This is a genomic window from Alteribacillus sp. JSM 102045 (genome assembly GCF_041949975.1).
Taxonomy (GTDB): Bacteria; Bacillota; Bacilli; order Bacillales; family Marinococcaceae; genus Alteribacillus.
In genome coordinates this window covers 102,964-118,423 of record NZ_JBHFQG010000005.1, presented here as the reverse complement: position 1 = coordinate 118,423, position 15,460 = coordinate 102,964, and the positions used below count along the sequence as shown (strand labels likewise).

General features: G+C 40.2%; 16 protein-coding genes and 1 pseudogene. 16 read left to right on the top strand and 1 reads right to left on the bottom strand.

Annotated elements, in window-relative coordinates:
• Positions 1–304: 304 nt before the first annotated feature.
• The 6 genes from mreB to ACE1TI_RS05490 all read left to right on the top strand — a co-directional run bounded on the left by mreB (position 305) and on the right by ACE1TI_RS05490 (position 4,374).
• Positions 305–1,309 (top strand): rod shape-determining protein MreB, encoded by a 1,005-nt coding sequence (gene mreB, locus ACE1TI_RS05515; protein ID WP_375006577.1) that lies wholly within the window; start codon positions 305–307, stop codon positions 1,307–1,309.
• Positions 1,310–1,479: 170 nt separating this feature from the next.
• The gene (locus ACE1TI_RS05510) at positions 1,480–2,313 is read left to right on the top strand and encodes a flagellar hook-basal body protein (RefSeq protein WP_375006576.1); all 834 of its coding nucleotides are present in this window, start codon (positions 1,480–1,482) and stop codon (positions 2,311–2,313) included.
• Between the two features lie 116 nt (positions 2,314–2,429).
• The gene (locus ACE1TI_RS05505) at positions 2,430–3,272 is read left to right on the top strand and encodes a flagellar hook-basal body protein (protein ID WP_375006575.1); all 843 of its coding nucleotides are present in this window, start codon (positions 2,430–2,432) and stop codon (positions 3,270–3,272) included.
• Positions 3,273–3,315: 43 nt separating this feature from the next.
• Positions 3,316–3,627: a DNA-directed RNA polymerase subunit beta gene (locus ACE1TI_RS05500; protein ID WP_375006574.1), complete on the top strand. Its 312-nt coding sequence runs from the start codon at positions 3,316–3,318 to the stop codon at positions 3,625–3,627.
• A 121-nt stretch (positions 3,628–3,748) separates the two neighbouring features.
• Positions 3,749–4,183 carry a 3-hydroxyacyl-ACP dehydratase FabZ gene (fabZ, locus tag ACE1TI_RS05495; RefSeq protein WP_375006573.1) on the top strand — a complete coding sequence of 145 codons (435 nt, stop codon included), beginning with the start codon at positions 3,749–3,751 and terminating at the stop codon, positions 4,181–4,183.
• A 17-nt stretch (positions 4,184–4,200) separates the two neighbouring features.
• Complete coding sequence (locus ACE1TI_RS05490; RefSeq protein ID WP_375006572.1) at positions 4,201–4,374, top strand: hypothetical protein; 174 nt, start codon at positions 4,201–4,203, stop codon at positions 4,372–4,374.
• Positions 4,375–4,429: 55 nt separating this feature from the next.
• Here ACE1TI_RS05490 and ACE1TI_RS05485 read toward each other — a convergent pair whose 3' ends face one another.
• The gene (locus ACE1TI_RS05485) at positions 4,430–6,064 is read right to left on the bottom strand and encodes an S-layer homology domain-containing protein (RefSeq protein ID WP_375006571.1); all 1,635 of its coding nucleotides are present in this window, start codon (positions 6,062–6,064) and stop codon (positions 4,430–4,432) included.
• A gap of 270 nt (positions 6,065–6,334) precedes the next feature.
• Between ACE1TI_RS05485 and ACE1TI_RS05480 the strand changes: the two genes are divergently transcribed.
• The 10 genes and pseudogenes from ACE1TI_RS05480 (at position 6,335) to ACE1TI_RS05435 (ending at position 15,390) form a co-directional block, all read left to right on the top strand.
• Positions 6,335–7,357 carry a C40 family peptidase gene (locus ACE1TI_RS05480; protein ID WP_375006570.1) on the top strand — a complete coding sequence of 341 codons (1,023 nt, stop codon included), beginning with the start codon at positions 6,335–6,337 and terminating at the stop codon, positions 7,355–7,357.
• Between the two features lie 1,025 nt (positions 7,358–8,382).
• Positions 8,383–8,598, top strand: coding sequence for a hypothetical protein (locus ACE1TI_RS05475; protein WP_375006569.1), 216 nt, complete (start codon positions 8,383–8,385; stop codon positions 8,596–8,598).
• 536 nt (positions 8,599–9,134) lie between these two features.
• The gene (locus tag ACE1TI_RS05470) at positions 9,135–10,985 is read left to right on the top strand and encodes a sigma-54-dependent Fis family transcriptional regulator (RefSeq protein WP_375006568.1); all 1,851 of its coding nucleotides are present in this window, start codon (positions 9,135–9,137) and stop codon (positions 10,983–10,985) included.
• A 185-nt stretch (positions 10,986–11,170) separates the two neighbouring features.
• Positions 11,171–11,851 carry a nitrile hydratase subunit beta gene (nthB, locus tag ACE1TI_RS05465; RefSeq protein WP_375006567.1) on the top strand — a complete coding sequence of 227 codons (681 nt, stop codon included), beginning with the start codon at positions 11,171–11,173 and terminating at the stop codon, positions 11,849–11,851.
• Between the two features lie 24 nt (positions 11,852–11,875).
• Positions 11,876–12,511, top strand: a complete 636-nt coding sequence (nthA, locus tag ACE1TI_RS05460) for a nitrile hydratase subunit alpha (RefSeq protein ID WP_375006566.1) — start codon at positions 11,876–11,878, stop codon at positions 12,509–12,511.
• A gap of 17 nt (positions 12,512–12,528) precedes the next feature.
• Positions 12,529–12,891, top strand: coding sequence for a nitrile hydratase accessory protein (locus ACE1TI_RS05455; protein WP_375006565.1), 363 nt, complete (start codon positions 12,529–12,531; stop codon positions 12,889–12,891).
• A gap of 124 nt (positions 12,892–13,015) precedes the next feature.
• The gene (locus tag ACE1TI_RS05450) at positions 13,016–13,195 is read left to right on the top strand and encodes a hypothetical protein (protein ID WP_375006564.1); all 180 of its coding nucleotides are present in this window, start codon (positions 13,016–13,018) and stop codon (positions 13,193–13,195) included.
• Positions 13,192–14,615: pseudogene (locus ACE1TI_RS05445) on the top strand (amidase). The gene ACE1TI_RS05450 and the pseudogene ACE1TI_RS05445 overlap by 4 nt, the downstream one beginning before the upstream one ends.
• Positions 14,616–14,741: 126 nt before the next feature.
• Positions 14,742–15,203 carry a nuclease-related domain-containing protein gene (locus tag ACE1TI_RS05440; protein WP_375006563.1) on the top strand — a complete coding sequence of 154 codons (462 nt, stop codon included), beginning with the start codon at positions 14,742–14,744 and terminating at the stop codon, positions 15,201–15,203.
• The gene (locus ACE1TI_RS05435; protein WP_375006562.1) at positions 15,187–15,390 is read left to right on the top strand and encodes a hypothetical protein; all 204 of its coding nucleotides are present in this window, start codon (positions 15,187–15,189) and stop codon (positions 15,388–15,390) included. The genes ACE1TI_RS05440 and ACE1TI_RS05435 overlap by 17 nt, the downstream gene beginning before the upstream one ends.
• The last annotated feature ends 70 nt before the right edge of the window (positions 15,391–15,460 follow it).

Genomic DNA, 15,460 nt, shown 5'->3' with positions numbered 1-15,460 from the left:
GATAAAGGGGTAAAATAGCATACACTAACGAATGTGTCCCGCTCAACAGGCACGGGGCGCATTTTTTAGGTTTAAAAGTGGGAACCTCTGCTCTTATTTCCTGAAAAGATAAAAATAATGGAATTCTTTCAATATTCGACATGATTTTTCATTTATATTCCGCTTTTAAATTAAATATGATAAAATGACATATTAGAGACTAATGACTTGATACCTTAGCATGACATAAACAGAGAATCTTAATGAAATGAGTATATAGATTCAGATTAATGGGAGTTTTTACATTTGAAGGAGGAATGAAGACGTGTTTAGCAGGGATATTGGCATTGATTTAGGGACAGCGAATGTGCTCATACATATTAAAGGACAAGGAATTGTTCTGGATGAGCCCGCCGTAGTAGCAATAGATAGAGATTCAAAGAACATAATGGCGGTAGGGGAAGAAGCATTCCGAATGGTAGGGCGCACTCCCGGAAATATTGTGGCCATCCGTCCCATGAAAGATGGCGTGATCGCAGATTTTGATCACACCGAAGCGATGCTTAAACATTATTTAATGAAGATCAATGCCAAAAGTATGATGTCAAAGCCTCGTATTTTAATCTGCTGTCCAACTAATATTACTTCCGTAGAGCAAAAAGCTATTATTGAAGCTGCAGAAAAAAGCGGAAGTAAAAATGTATATATAGAAGAGGAGCCAAAAGTAGCTGCTATTGGTGCGGGCATGGATATATTCCAACCGAGCGGAAATATGGTTGTAGACATTGGCGGCGGCACCAGTGATATCGCCGTATTATCCATGGGATCGATTGTAACAGCTTCTTCTATTAAAACAGCTGGGGATCAGTTCGATCTCGACATATTAAATTATATTAAAAAGAACTATAAGCTCTTGATTGGGGAACGTACAGCAGAAACGGTGAAAAAGGAAGTGGCAACGGTAGCGCCAGGTGGACATCAAAGAGAGCTTGAGATTAGAGGAAGAGACATGGTGAACGGGCTGCCTCGCACCATAGCGATTAATTCTTCTGAAATATACGAAGCGTTGACAGAGTCAGTCAATCACATTGTCCACGCTGCTAAAAACGTCTTAGAACGTACACCACCTGAACTTTCTGCCGACATTATAGACCGAGGTGTTATTTTGACAGGAGGGGGAGCTCTGTTAAACGGGATGGATGAGCTGCTTGCTGATGAACTGAAAGTCCCTGTTATTGTAGCTGAGGAACCTATGCATTGTGTCGCCAATGGAACCGGCATTCTCCTGGAAAACCTTGATAAGATGGCAAATAAAAAAGTGAAGATATAATAGATTGGCGAAGCCCAAAGCTTTTTAAAGGCCCCTGACCATCCATGAATCTCTCTGTTTGTTTAATAAAATGAAAAATAAATGCTTTTGTGATTACTAGATGGCAAGCCAAAGACCGGCGCTGCGGATATCTTTTTTTCTGCCGCGTATTAGAATAGGAGGAAATATATATGTTAAGAGGCTTCTATGGAGCCGCTTCCGGTATGATTACCCAGCAGCGCCGCACCGAAATGCTTAATGATAACATGTCCAATATTAACACACCCGGCTATAAGGAAGATAAAGGTTCGACAAGAACTTTTCCAGAGATGCTCATACAAGCCCAAAATACTAATTATCCGTTTGGAAGAAGTTCTATCCCGTTTGGTGAATTGGCAACCGGTGTATATATGCAGGAACGCACCCCGAATTTTTCTCAAGGAGACATGATGGAAACGGGGAATAGTACTGATGTCGGCTTGCTGCAAGGAGTTCTTCCCGAAAATGAAGACGGAGAACAAGGTTCACTCTTTTTCACTGTCCAGAATGAAAATGGAGAAGTCCGCTTTACTAGAAACGGCAGCTGGACAGTCGACGGTCAGGGCTTTTTAACGACGAGTCAAGGGTACTACGTACTTGGAGAAGATGGAGAGCCTCTTGAAGTGAACAATGAAAACTTTACAGTAGAAGAAAATGGAACGGTTATAACGGAAGATGGAGAACAAGCAGGACAAATCGACATTGGATATGCAGAAAATTCGAATGATCTCGTCAAAGAAGGAAATGGATTGCTCCGCCTAGAAATAGAAGGTGAGGACGATGCAGAATTACCAAGTGCGTTAGGAAATGAGGATATTACCTATCAAATAAATCAAGGATTTATTGAGCGATCTAATGTAGATCCCGGTCAGACAATGACAGAAATGATGAATTCTTATCGAATGTTCGAATCAAACCAGCGTATTCTTCAGGCCTATGACCAGAGCATGGAAAGGGCTGTAAACGATATCGGACGTCTCGGTTAATGGGAAAACTTGGTTTGTCACCTTTTAAAACAAGGCCTAAAATGCCGTATCCGTGGTTTTACCAATAAAATGATATAGTTTCTAGCAGTGCAGGAAAGGAAGGAGGAAGGTTATCAGTGTATTCATCCATGATATCGTCTGCAAATACGATGGGACAGCTTCAGCATCAGTTGGACGGAATTTCTCATAATTTGTCAAATAGCGATCGAACTGGTTATAAAAGAAGGGAATCGACATTTTCCGATTTGTTGTTTCAACAAGTAAATAATCAGCCGGTTCCACAAAACCTGGCTGGAAGGCTTACCCCGGATGGTCTCCGAGTTGGTACAGGGGCAGCCATTGCTCAAACAGCACTTCGTTTGGAACAAGGATTTATTCAAGAAACCGAACGTGAATTAGATTTTGCATTAACAGAAGAAAATCTCTTCTTCCAAGTTGAGTCCCTGGCCAACGGAGAAGCAGAGGTTCAGTATTCTAGAGATGGATCCTTCTATTTATCAGAAGACCCGGATAACCCCGGCGGATGGACGCTTGTGAACAATCAGGGGGATTATTTACTGAATGCCGAGGGGGAACGCATGGAAGTTCCGGCTGGAGCACGTGATTTTACTCTGCAAGAAGATGGAACACTTCAAGCTTTTTTAGAAAATGGAGAAGCAGTGGAAATTGGCGAAATGGAACTGGCCCGTATTACAAAACCACAGCTCCTCGAAACAGCCGGAGGGAATAACTTCCGTCTGCCAGACTTAGATGAGCTTGATTTAGAAGAAGCAGATGTGGTAGAGTTTGTTGCGGGTATAGAAAGTCAAATCATTCAAGGTTCTTTGGAACAATCTAATGTCGACATGGCAAAATCCATGACGGATATGATGAATGCTCAGCGCAACTATTCTTTTAATGCCCGTGCTATCTCTCAGGGAGATCAGATGATGGGATTAATTAACAGTGTTCGAGGTTAATCAATCAATTCCTTTTGTAATTTAAAAAACGGAGATTAAGCATATGACTCATAAAGAAGAAGCGCCAAAAGCGCATGCTGCACAAGAAAAACATAATGAAAAAAAAACTAAAACTTCTTCTTCAAATAATGAAAAAGAAAAGAAAAAGAGGTTTCGATTTAATAAGCTGCGTACCAGATCCCGTGTGAGGCTCGTACCAATTTGGGCCAGGCTTCTTATTGTCATGGGGCTTTTTCTCATCAGTTTGATTGCTGGATTACTTGTTGGTTATGCTCTCATTGGAGAGGGGAATTCGATTCAAGTATTAAACTGGGAAACGTGGCAGAGTTTGATTAAATTTATGAATGGGGAATAGAGATACGGTTAGGGACGGACTCCTGCTTGTTAGTGAGGAGTCTTTTTTGCAAATGTATCAACAATATAGAAATGGTATAATACAATTGTTTCCCTTGGCATACATAGAGGAGGATGTTCACATGCTATCCATAGAAGAAATTAAAAAAATTATTCCCCATCGTTACCCATTTTTACTTATCGATCAAGTGATAGAACTAGAAGAAGGTAAACGAGCGGTTGCGTTAAAAAATGTATCGGCAAATGAAGAGTATTTTAATGGTCATTTTCCAGACTATCCAGTGATGCCGGGTGTGCTCATTATCGAAGCACTTGCCCAAACAGGAGCGGTCGCTTTACTAAAGCAAGAAGAAAATCAAGGGAAATTAGCTCTTTTTGCAGGCATTGAAAACTGCCGTTTTAAATCACAAGTGAAACCAGGAAGTCAGCTGAAGCTCGAGGTAGAGATTTTAAAATTCCGCGGAAAAATTGGTAAGGGAAAAGGCGTAGCAAAGGTGGGAGACACTTTAGCAGCCGAAACAGAACTTGTATTTGCTCTTCAGGATCCTGAAAAGTAAAGGGAGGCCTATACACTATGAAACCAAGCATTATCGCTGCTGTTCTATTAATTATTGTAACGATAATTGGCTCATTTCTTGGAACGTCTCACTTAAAAGCAGCAAGTATTATTGCACCGACCGTCGGCAGCCTCGTCTCCATATGTTTGTATTTTGTTTTTATGAAATGGGAAGAGAAATTGACCAAATGATAAAGAAGGAAAGGACGCCCTGTTATAATAGCGGGCGTCCTTTCTTAAAATGTCTTTATTCTTGCACTTCTTCTGCTTCCTCGATATCTTCTACATCTTCAAAATCTTCGATTTCTTTAAACTGTTCTTCTTGCCATTCCATAACTTCTTCGAACGTAATAATTTGATCTTCATTTTCAGGAAGACCGTATTCAAGTGAAATGTCTTCGTTAAAGTCACTGATGGACAGGTCATAGTCAATGCCAAAGGAAATTTTTCCTTCTTCATCTGTGTAGCTTACTTCGATATCACCAGTATCATAGACAACATAGTTGTCTTCATTAATAGCTTGGTAAATTTCAAAGTTTTCTAGGTTCAAGTTATTAAGAAACTCATCGAAATCCTCATCTGCTTCTTCATTAAGCTTTTGGGCATCCTGTGCAGAAATACCAAGAGCAGAAGCAGCTTGTGGATTAGCCAAAATAGATTCTAGTTCAGGCCATACGGATTCTTCTAAAATAGAAGTCATTTCTTCTAAGTCTTCATTTGTTAATTCAAAGGACAAGATTTGCTCATAATCGACATCCTCAGGGATGTTGTCATGGCTTTCATGAAGTTCAAAGTATTCTGTGCCAAAGTTATCAAGAAGCACGTCATAGACTTCCTGCATCATTTCCTGCTGCTGTTCAACGTTGTAAAGAGAACCGGCCTCTTCTCCAAGCAGTTCTTCAAAATCGTATTCAATATATTTGTCCTGCCATTCTTCTGGATAGCCCATGAAGGCAGCGTCAGTTACATATTCATAGCTTTTATCATCGGACATAATAGTAGGCATTACCATAGTTTCGTCAAAACCAGGAATTTCTTGCTCGACTACAGTTTCTGTAATGAGTGGGTCCTGCTGATAAGCACCGCGAAAATTCATTGTCATCTCACTGGATTCTTCCATCATTTGCTGCTCTTCTTCAGAAATCTCTTCAGGAATTGGAAATTCCATGGTAACTCCCATATCTCCGTCAAAAGTATACGTTTCAAGGGCGAGCTGGGCATCCATCGTATCTTGCAGAAGCTGAACAATTTCTTCGTCCCGCTCTACCTCTGGTGTGTCCTCGGATGGAAGCTCAATGCTGTTTTTCATGAATGTAGAAAATTGAGCCCGGGTCGTAGGCTGATTAGGACGGAAGGTTTGATCTTCTTCATATCCAGTAGTAATCTCATTTGCAGAGAGAGCTGATATATATTCGTAGGCCCAGTGGTCGTCAGCCACATCTGTAAAATCTTCCTCTGCTTCGCCGGATAAATCATATGCTATCGTTAAAACTTTAGCCATTTGCCCGCGGGTTAATGGTTTATTTGGCATAAACTTATCGTCTTGCCCTTCAATGATTCCAGCATCAGCAACGGCTGCTACAGCCTCATATGTAGAATCATTTGAGTTAATATCTTTAAAACCTGGATCTTCCTGGCTCTCTAAATCCAAAGCTTCTGCAATCATAATTGCGGCCTGAGAGCGTTTTACAGGAGCATTCGGACGGAAAGTTCCATCGGAGTATCCGTTCACAATTTCTTCTGCTGCTAAAAGGTCAATCGCATCTTTTGCCCAGAAATCCTCTTTTACATCTTTAAATGAACTCTGAGCTCCGGCTGTCCCTGTAAAAGCCAGTGAAGCGATCAAGGAAGCAGAAAGTGCCATACCGGCAAACTTTTTCATTTGATACCCTCCTAAAAGAATTGCTGAAATTTTCTTGCCAGTTTCTAGTATACAATGGATAATCATGGTTTTACTATAAAACTAGCAGATTCATTATTCATTACGAGCCAAAAATAGTAAAAGTTTCAACATTTTATAGAAGAATATACTAAAATAAGTAAATAGTACTATACTAATTTTTTTAGAAAATAAGTTGAAGTTTTCCTGAAAATACTTTATCATAATTTTCAGAAATTATAAATGTGCGCGCCTTTTAGGAAGGGGAAAAAAATGAATAAATTATGGCAAAAACTTATTTTTTCATTAGCGGCAGCGATTTTATTAAATCTCCCTATGCTTTCAGCAGCAGCCCCGGCAGAAAAAGATTCAGAAGAAACGAAAGAAGCCTATGTAGATGTTTCTGTTATGACAGTGTGGGTAAGTCCGGACGACACAAGAGACATCGATGAACCTGCATTATCGAACCCGGTGAAGCCGTGGGAGTGGACGGAATCAATGACAGTTGATGATAAACTCGATCTCGTCGGCAGCCTTGAAACGCAAGCATTATATGGAATGAAAGTGGACGTCCTTGAAGAAGAGGGAGACTGGGTGAAAGTAGCGGTAGAGGGGCAGCCAACTCCACGCCATGACTCTGGGTATCCGGGCTGGGTGCCAAAAGAGCAAATTGTGGAAAGCCGCTGGTTTGAACACATGCAGTCAAAAGATTTTGCCACTATTACATCACCAACAGCTCACCTTTATCATGACAGAGCACTTCAGAAAGAACATATAGAAGTGAGTTTTAATACAAGGCTGCCGGTAATTGTAGAACAATCAAAACGGGTGCTGCTCGCTACCCCTTCTGATGGATATAAATGGGCAGATAAGGAAGATCTTGATATCTATGGATCGGTAGACGATATTCCCGATCCGTCTCCACAAGATTTAGTGGAAACAGGAGAAATGTTTAATGATCTTCCATATTTATGGGCCGGTGTAACAGGCTTTGGATTTGACTGCTCCGGTTTTACCCATACGATTTATAAAGCACACGGCATCACCATACCAAGAGACTCCAGTGTACAAGCAGAACATGGGGAACATGTCGAAAGAGATAATTTAGAAGTCGGCGACCTTTTATTCTTCGCATATAATGGAGGAGAAGGTGCTGTTCATCACGTCGGCATGTATATCGGTGATGGAGAAATGATCCATTCACCGAATTCCAGAAGCACCGTAGAAATGGTGAAAGTTGACGAATCTGATTATGCGGATAGTTATCACAGCGCGAGAAGATATTTAACCGAATAAGACCGACAGCGGGGACGGAAGCAGGAAGCCGTCCCGCTTTTTTAATGAGTGGGGCAAAAGCTTGGAGAATTCGTTCATAAAAGGTGAAAAGGTGTGCATAAAGGTAGGAAGTTATGCAGATAGAGGAGAAAGTTGTGCAAATCACTGGAAAGGCGGCACATTAAAATATGGAGGGGCCAGACCCCGCCGTCAGATGTTGCAGAGGAGCAGCATTTAGGCTGGATTTTGGGTGGTATATTCTTAAAAGATGTGCATATGCCGGTGAAAATTGTGCAAAAGCAGAGTATTTTGATCCAGCGCCTCGGTGCATGTTGAAAATGGTTCATATTTGATAGAAAACAGTTCATAAAAGGGAGAAAATGGTGCACAAATTCGAAAAAGGAGTGCAATCTTCCAACAAGGAAAATGAGTTTGGTTGGTATCCTTTAGAAGTTCGGGCATAAAAGGTAAAAAGTTGTTCATAAATGCTCGAATTTTGTTCATATATCAAAGAATTGCAGCGCGGCCTCTCTGAGAAAACGACTTTTCTAAGGTTTCAACATAAGGATAAATACTGAAGCATAGGTATGTGCAAGAAAATAGTCTAAAATATAGGCAATCATAGCTCGACGCAGCAAAGTCCATACCATAATCTTACAAAGTCATTAAAAACTAGCAGGTTCAATGAAATGAATGCTTTATAGAGTTAGCTGCTAAGAGGGAGAAGAGGGCGTAACACCAGGGAAGCGGCCTCCAGCAATAGAACAAAACGCATTATTCTAGTGAACCCTGCTTATGAGACGATATACTATGGAAGAAATGTATGGAAAAGATACGAAGTATATAGTCTCACATAAAACAACTCGTTCGAAAAGAATGTTATAACATGCTGAAAAAAATAAGGACTTTCGCATACTTGTGTGAAACTAGTGAAACAGCTTCAAAAATAGATACTTAATATAGACTGAAGAAAGCCCCTTTTGTTAGGATAAGGCGTAGCTGATACCTCAGCCCTTAAATTCGAGCCTGTAACGGGGGTAGACACCATGAATAAAAAAATGCTTTTCATTTCAGCAACAGCACTAATGGCCGGCGGAATTCTCACTGCTTGCGGAAACAGTGACAACCCAGCGGAAGACGCAGGGACAGAAGTTATAGAAGAATTAGAAATCGAATCAGAAGGTTATTCGGTTGAAAATAACGAAACAGAACAACCCGCAGAAGGAGAAGCAGACGTAGAAGAAGGCACCGAAGAAGAGTAATGAAAAAAGCACCCGCTGCCAGGGTGTTTTTTTTGTTGTTTAGGCAATTATGTTTTTACAAGTTGTGGATAACTATCTTCATATTGTTTGATCCGCGTCTAGCTTCAGCGCCCAGCCTTTCGGAGGCCCAAGAAGGTTTAAGGAACTTTTGCTAGAATCGCGAACATCGTATTCGCAACGCAGAAGTCACCACATCCTGTGGAAGTAAGAGCGCCTTTCATGACTGGAGAACATTTACCTGTCGAGGCTGATCAGGGCGCTTGCGCTTTTGTTCTGCGCGGAAAAAGCAGTGCTCCGAGAAATCACACCTTCCCAAAAATGTGGAGGGCGTCTTGGAGATTAAACGAAAGATAATGGCTTAGTATCAAAACTAAAGACGTAAATTGATAAAATATAATTGCCTTCCTTACAGGTGATCTATCATTCTACAATTGGCGCTTTTATTAAGAAGGTGTTTTTGGTTACCTGGTAGAATTAAGGATATAAAAAATCAAATCCGGAGCTAGGATAAAATCAGATTTTGAGGGAGGACAAGTATGATGGAAGAGGAGATATGGAGTAAGTTTGTTCTTGAAGGTAGGACGAACATCAACTTGCGAAGAGAAATCCTGGAATCGTGGAACAGATGTAAACAGCTGGGCATTTCACATGAGAGGGAGGAAGTTTTTTCACATATTTCACAAGACGATTTTGATAGAAGACGACAGCGAAATCAAGATCTCATTAACGCTGCGTTACAAGTGATGAAAGACTTTAATAAAGTTTTAAATGGGGAGGGATACCTTTTTTTAATTGTGGATGCTGAAGGATACATAGTTGAAATGTTGACTGATAAACCATCTAGAAGAGCAGCGGAACATAGTGGAATAACAGTAGGTGCCCGTTGGCTGGAAGAAGACGTTGGTACAACAGGTCTGTCCATTGTACTTAGAACTAGAACAGCTATAGCTACTTCAGGGAAGGAGCATTACTGTTTAGGTTTTCGATCATGGGATTGTTCTGCATGTCCCATTTTTGTGGATGGAACATTCCTTGGAGCATTTGACGTGTGTCGTCTGGGACCCAAGAATGATTTACGAGAATTATATACACTGGCTGTTTCTGGTGCTCGAACCATTAGTGAAAGGTACCAATTAAATAAATCAAAAATGAAAGAGAAAGTGTTATCACACGTATTAACTAAATATGTTCCTAAATTAGGCATTCTAGCATCAGATAATCAAGGGATAGAATTATACAAAAATAAATCTGCTGATGACTTTTTAAAGTTGTTTGGCGAAAACAATGAACAGCTAGGATTAAATGAAAAAAACATAGTGAGCGGCCTTGATAAAGATTTTCCATCTACCGAATTAGAAGTAAATGAAAATAATTTTTCCATCCAAACAGAAGAAATAATAAGCCAAGGTAAACAGTTAGCCACATTAACACTTATACATCCCCACACGAAGGAAATCTTATCAAAGGCTAATAGCACACAAGACTTATTTACCTTAAACACTAAAAATACAGCTTTTCAGAAGACCTTACAAACAGCTATGAAGGTTTCAAGAAGTGATGCAAGTATCCTTATTCAGGGAGAAAGTGGAGTTGGAAAAGACTTTATGGCCCGCTTTATTCACAAGCAAAGCGAAAGAAGGGATCATCCTTACACTGCGATTAATTGTGCAGCATTGCCTCGAGAATTAATTACTACAGAGTTGTTTGGTTATGAAGGGGGAGCCTTTACAGGTGCTAAACATAAAGGAAATAAAGGGAAAATTGAAGCATCGAACAAAGGAACTGTATTCTTAGACGAAATAGCAGATTTACCACTTGATTTACAGGCTACTCTTCTTAGAGTTTTAGAAGAAAAGCAAGTGGTAAGAGTTGGGGGTACTACACCAATTCCAGTTGATGTTCATTTTTTAGCTGCGACAAATAAAAATATGAAAGAACTAGTTGAAACAGAAAAGTTTCGCGAAGATCTTTATTATCGATTAAACGTCTTAACTATAAAAATACCTTCTTTAAGAGAACGAATCGAAGACTTAGAAGTGATAATGAATGCGATGTTATCTGAAGCCTGTGAGAAAGTGCAACGAAAGCCAATCTCTTTTACTTCAAGTGCAATGAGTATATTCAAAGAACATACATGGCCAGGTAACTTAAGAGAACTAAGAAACGTAATAGAGCGAATTGTATACCTACATGATGGGGAACATTTCGATTCCTTTCATGCTCGTGAGTTTTTAGAAGTAGATCAATCAACAGATAAAACAAGTGAACGGGAATACCTCTCTTATATTCTTCATAAAACCAACGGCAATCGTTCGAAAGCTGCAAAAGAGATAGGAATATCTCGAAGTGCTTTATATCGAAAACTCAAAAAATATAATATTGAATAAAATCGTCGAACTGTACACCTGTCCGAACAGAGACCGGTCAAAAATACATTTTTTAATTCAATGGTCTAGATACGAAAAAGCTAATACCCCGGTATACTTATTTTTCTGTCTTTTCAAAATTTTTTATAATTGGAACAATTCTTGCAATATAAAGTCGTAACAAAATTACATAGGGAGGTAGACAAATGAACGGTATCCATGATGTTGGAGGTATGGATGGGTTAGGAGAAATTGTACGTATAGAAAACGAGCCTTGCTTCTACGAGGATTGGGAAAGGGTTGCCTTTGGACTTATGGCTGGAACAGTTGGTCAAGGTTTAATGAACCTTGATGAATTCAGACATGGAATTGAGCTAATGAATCCAGTAGATTATCTGACTTCAGGATATTATGGCCACTGGATTGCAACGATCGAGCGGAATTTAGTTGAAAAGGGAGTATTGGACCCCGCAGAAATTGAAAAACGCACTCAAACTTTCCTGAAAGAACCTGAAACCAAAATACCAAACCGGGACAATCCGGAATTAGTGGCTCATCTGCAAAAAGTGATAGATATAGGTGCTTCTACACACCGTCAACTTTCAACGCTTGCCAAGTTTGAGGTGGGAGCCAAAGTGAAGACAAACAACGTTCACCCAAGCGGCCATACACGGCTGCCTCGTTATGCTCGCGGTAAATATGGGGTGGTACATGCGGTATACGGTGCACATGTATTTCCTGATGATCATGCTCATGGGAAAGGAGAAAATCCTGAATATCTTTATTCCATCCGTTTTGAGGGCCAAGAATTATGGGGAGTAAAGCAGAGTAACCCAGTCTATCTTGATCTATGGGAAAGTTATTTGGAACCTGCATCATCAAACTAAGCATTTTCTAAAGGAGGAATTGTTTTGACTACAAATAAACAGCATCATCATTCACATGACCATCATCACCATCCAGAATCACAATGGTCAGCAAAAGCAAAAGCTATTGAATCACTCTTAATTGAAAAAGGAATTGTATCGTCTGATGCTATTAGTAGTGTTGTTCAACGTTACGAGACGAATATTGGACCTATGCATGGGGCCAAGGTTATTGCTAAGGCTTGGAAAGATCCTGATTTCAAAAAAAGACTGCTGGAAGATTCAGAAACTGTATTAAGGGAGCTTGGATATTTTGGTTTGCAGGGTGAACATATCAAAGTTGTCGAAAATACAGAAACGGTACAAAATGTCGTCTGTTGCACCCTTTGCTCGTGCTATCCTTGGCCATTGCTTGGCTTACCTCCTGCTTGGTATAAAGAACCAGCTTACCGCTCCCGTATTGTCAAGGAGCCAAGAAAGGTACTCAAGGAATTCGGTTTAGAACTGTCAGATTCCACAGAGATCCGGGTATGGGACAGCAGCGCTGAAATTCGATATATAGTACTGCCTCAAAGACCCTCAGGTACTGAGAATATGACTGAAGAGGAACTTGCAGAAATCGTCACTCGGGATTCCATGATTGGTGTTGCTAAAGTAGAAGTACCAATGGCTAATGTGTAAAGGAGGGTAGGGTACTAATGAAAAATTGTGGAAACGATACTGTTGATTCAATGATTGCGTATATGCCCGATAAAACCGCCTTACCTCGAAAAAATGGAGAACTAGAGTTTCAAGAGCCGTGGGAAAGTCGTTCCTTTGGTATGGCTCTGGCTTTGTACGAGAAAGAACTTTATACCTCATGGGATGATTTCCGAAATCTTCTGATTCAGGAGATCGATGCATGGGAAAAGCAAAAAGGTAACTCTGATTGGAATTATTATGAGCACTGGCTGGCGGCCTTGGAGCGTCTTGTAGTTGAAACAGGGATGGTGGACAAGCAAGAGGTCGAAGTCCTTACCAAAGAATTTCTCAACGGTTCACGAGACGGAGTTTTTTATTAATCAAAAAATACTGAAAATGGGACAACAAAAGATTTTCGTTGTCCCTTATCAAAAAGCTTAAAGAGGTGATTGTCTACAAAGAGCAATAGATTTTATTAATGATTCGATTAAGGGAGGAAGAAAAATGGAAGAACATATTCTTAGAACTTTGGAAGACAAAGGAATCATGGTCCCGAAAAATCATGTACAACCATTACTAGCCCAGTGGGAAGCTTTCGAACAATTAAAAAAGAATTTGGACAAGGCCATGTGTGCAGACTATGACATTGGCTTAACACATGTACCCGGAGGTGACCAGATATGAATCAAGACCTGGCAACAAAATCGATTCAGGAATTGTATCCTTTATTACGTGATAAAAAACTTTCACCTGTTGAATTAACCAATGCTGTTATGAATCAAGTAGAAGCTTATGATGAACAAATCAATGCTTATATCGAAATAGAAAAAGAAAAAGCATATAAACTGCTCAACAGGCAGAGAATGAGATTATGAACGGAAACTATCGTGGTTCTCTTCACGGCATTCCCATGGCTTTGAAGGATATTTTATACTTTAAAGACGAAAAAGTAACAATAGGTTCCAAAATCCACCAGAATTTTGTACCTAACTTTGACGCCACGGTGATATCTAAACTAAAAAATGAAGGTGTTATCTTTTCTGGTAAACTTAACATGCACGAATATGCCTGGGGAGCGACAACAACTAATCCGCATTTCGGTGCCTGTCGGAATCCTTGGGATATAAGTAAAATTCCTGGCGGATCAAGTGGAGGTTCGGGTGCAGCTGTTGCCAGTAATATGACCATAGCTTCATTGGGAACGGATACTGGTGGTTCTGTACGTATTCCTGCTTCATGTTGCGGCATTGTTGGCTTAAAACCAACACATGGAAGAATTAGTAAATACGGATGTTTCCCTTTATCCTGGTCATTAGACCATATCGGACCGATGACAAAAACGGTATACGACGCTGCTTTACTTCTTGAAACCCTTTCTGGTTACGACCCTAAAGATCCAACTTCTGTAGATACCCCAACCAAGAGCTTTACAAACTTACTGGGAGAAGATCTAACCAACACTGTTATTGGTATAAACGAAGAATACTTTTTTAATAATGTCGACAAAAGAGTTGAAGACTCTGTCCGAAAGGCCATCCTTGAACTTGAAAAATTAGGTGCAAAAATTGAAGTTATTAAGATACCTGCTCTTCAATTTTCTGAATTCGGAGAACTGGTTACTATTACGTCTGAAGCAAGCGCTATTCATCATGATAACTTAGTTAAACAACCTGAGAACTTTGGAGATGATGTTCGCTTCTTGCTTGAATTTGGAGAACTTGTTTCATCTGTGGATTATTTAAAAGCCCAGCAAATCCGCCGTCAATTAAGTAATGATTTCGCCAGGATCTTTGACAATATCGATGTATTGATCACACCAACATTACCATTCCTTCCACCGAATATTGGAAATAATACTGTTGATATAAATGGTCAAAAATTGAATTTCCTTGACGAAGTGATCCGATTTACCGGCCCAGGGAACTTGATAGGACTTCCGGCGTTAAGTATTCCATGTGGGGTACAAGATGGATTGCCTGTTGGGTTGCAGATTATGGGTCCTGCTTTTAAGGAGGAAAATGTTTTGAACGTCGCTTACTCTTTAGAAAAATTAAATCTTTTACAAGGGAAAACTCCAGACTTATCGAGAGTGGAATCGGTCTAGATATTTATTTATCAAGGAAATGGGGTACTAGCCGGATAAATTACATCAGGCTACTCCTCCAAGAGAACGAAAAAAGGTATCGGATGAATAGATAAAAGAGTTTCTGTTGGAAGAAATAAATGGCGAATGCAACGGTTACGGCTACCGCACGATTCCATTCAGACTTCCCCGATACGGTGGACGGGGTTTGGGGCCCCACCGTCCGTATCGAGAGAAGTGATGGGTTCGTGGTATACTTCGCATGCGGCTGAGGCCGGACTAGGCACTTTTGTGAAGGCTTCCTCCAAACCATCAAAAAAGAGAAGAAATAGAGGAGGAACATGCAAAAGTGCAGCAGGATATCGCGGTGAAAAATCGCTCGATTATTATTTGAGTTTTCTCCCCGAAAATGAATGTCTCATTTTCAACGACCTCCGTCTTCCTCACAAAAACTACTTTTTTCAAATCGATATTCTTGTTCTCTCCACTCGGTTTCATCTCATTGTTGTTCATAAATTGGTAAAATTCGTGCATAAATCTCACAAATTAATGCATAACAATATTACCTTTTTAAAACGGGAAATTCACCATATTGAACAACCAGCATGACCACTTGCCTCTTTCGTTGATAAAACTTGACGCTAAAGCGGTTCATAACTCCGAAAAAGTAAAGCAAATCCCCATAAAATCACAGCAGATCCAGGCGAAAATCGTCACCCCCCAGCTCCAAACAGTGGTGCATAAACCTAAAAAAGCAGGACATAAATCTGCCAAAGCAGTGCAAAAACCTAAATAAACAATGCATACATCCCGAAGAGCTGCGCGCAATCTACTTAAAAAACACTTCTCCTCCAGTTTTCATAAAA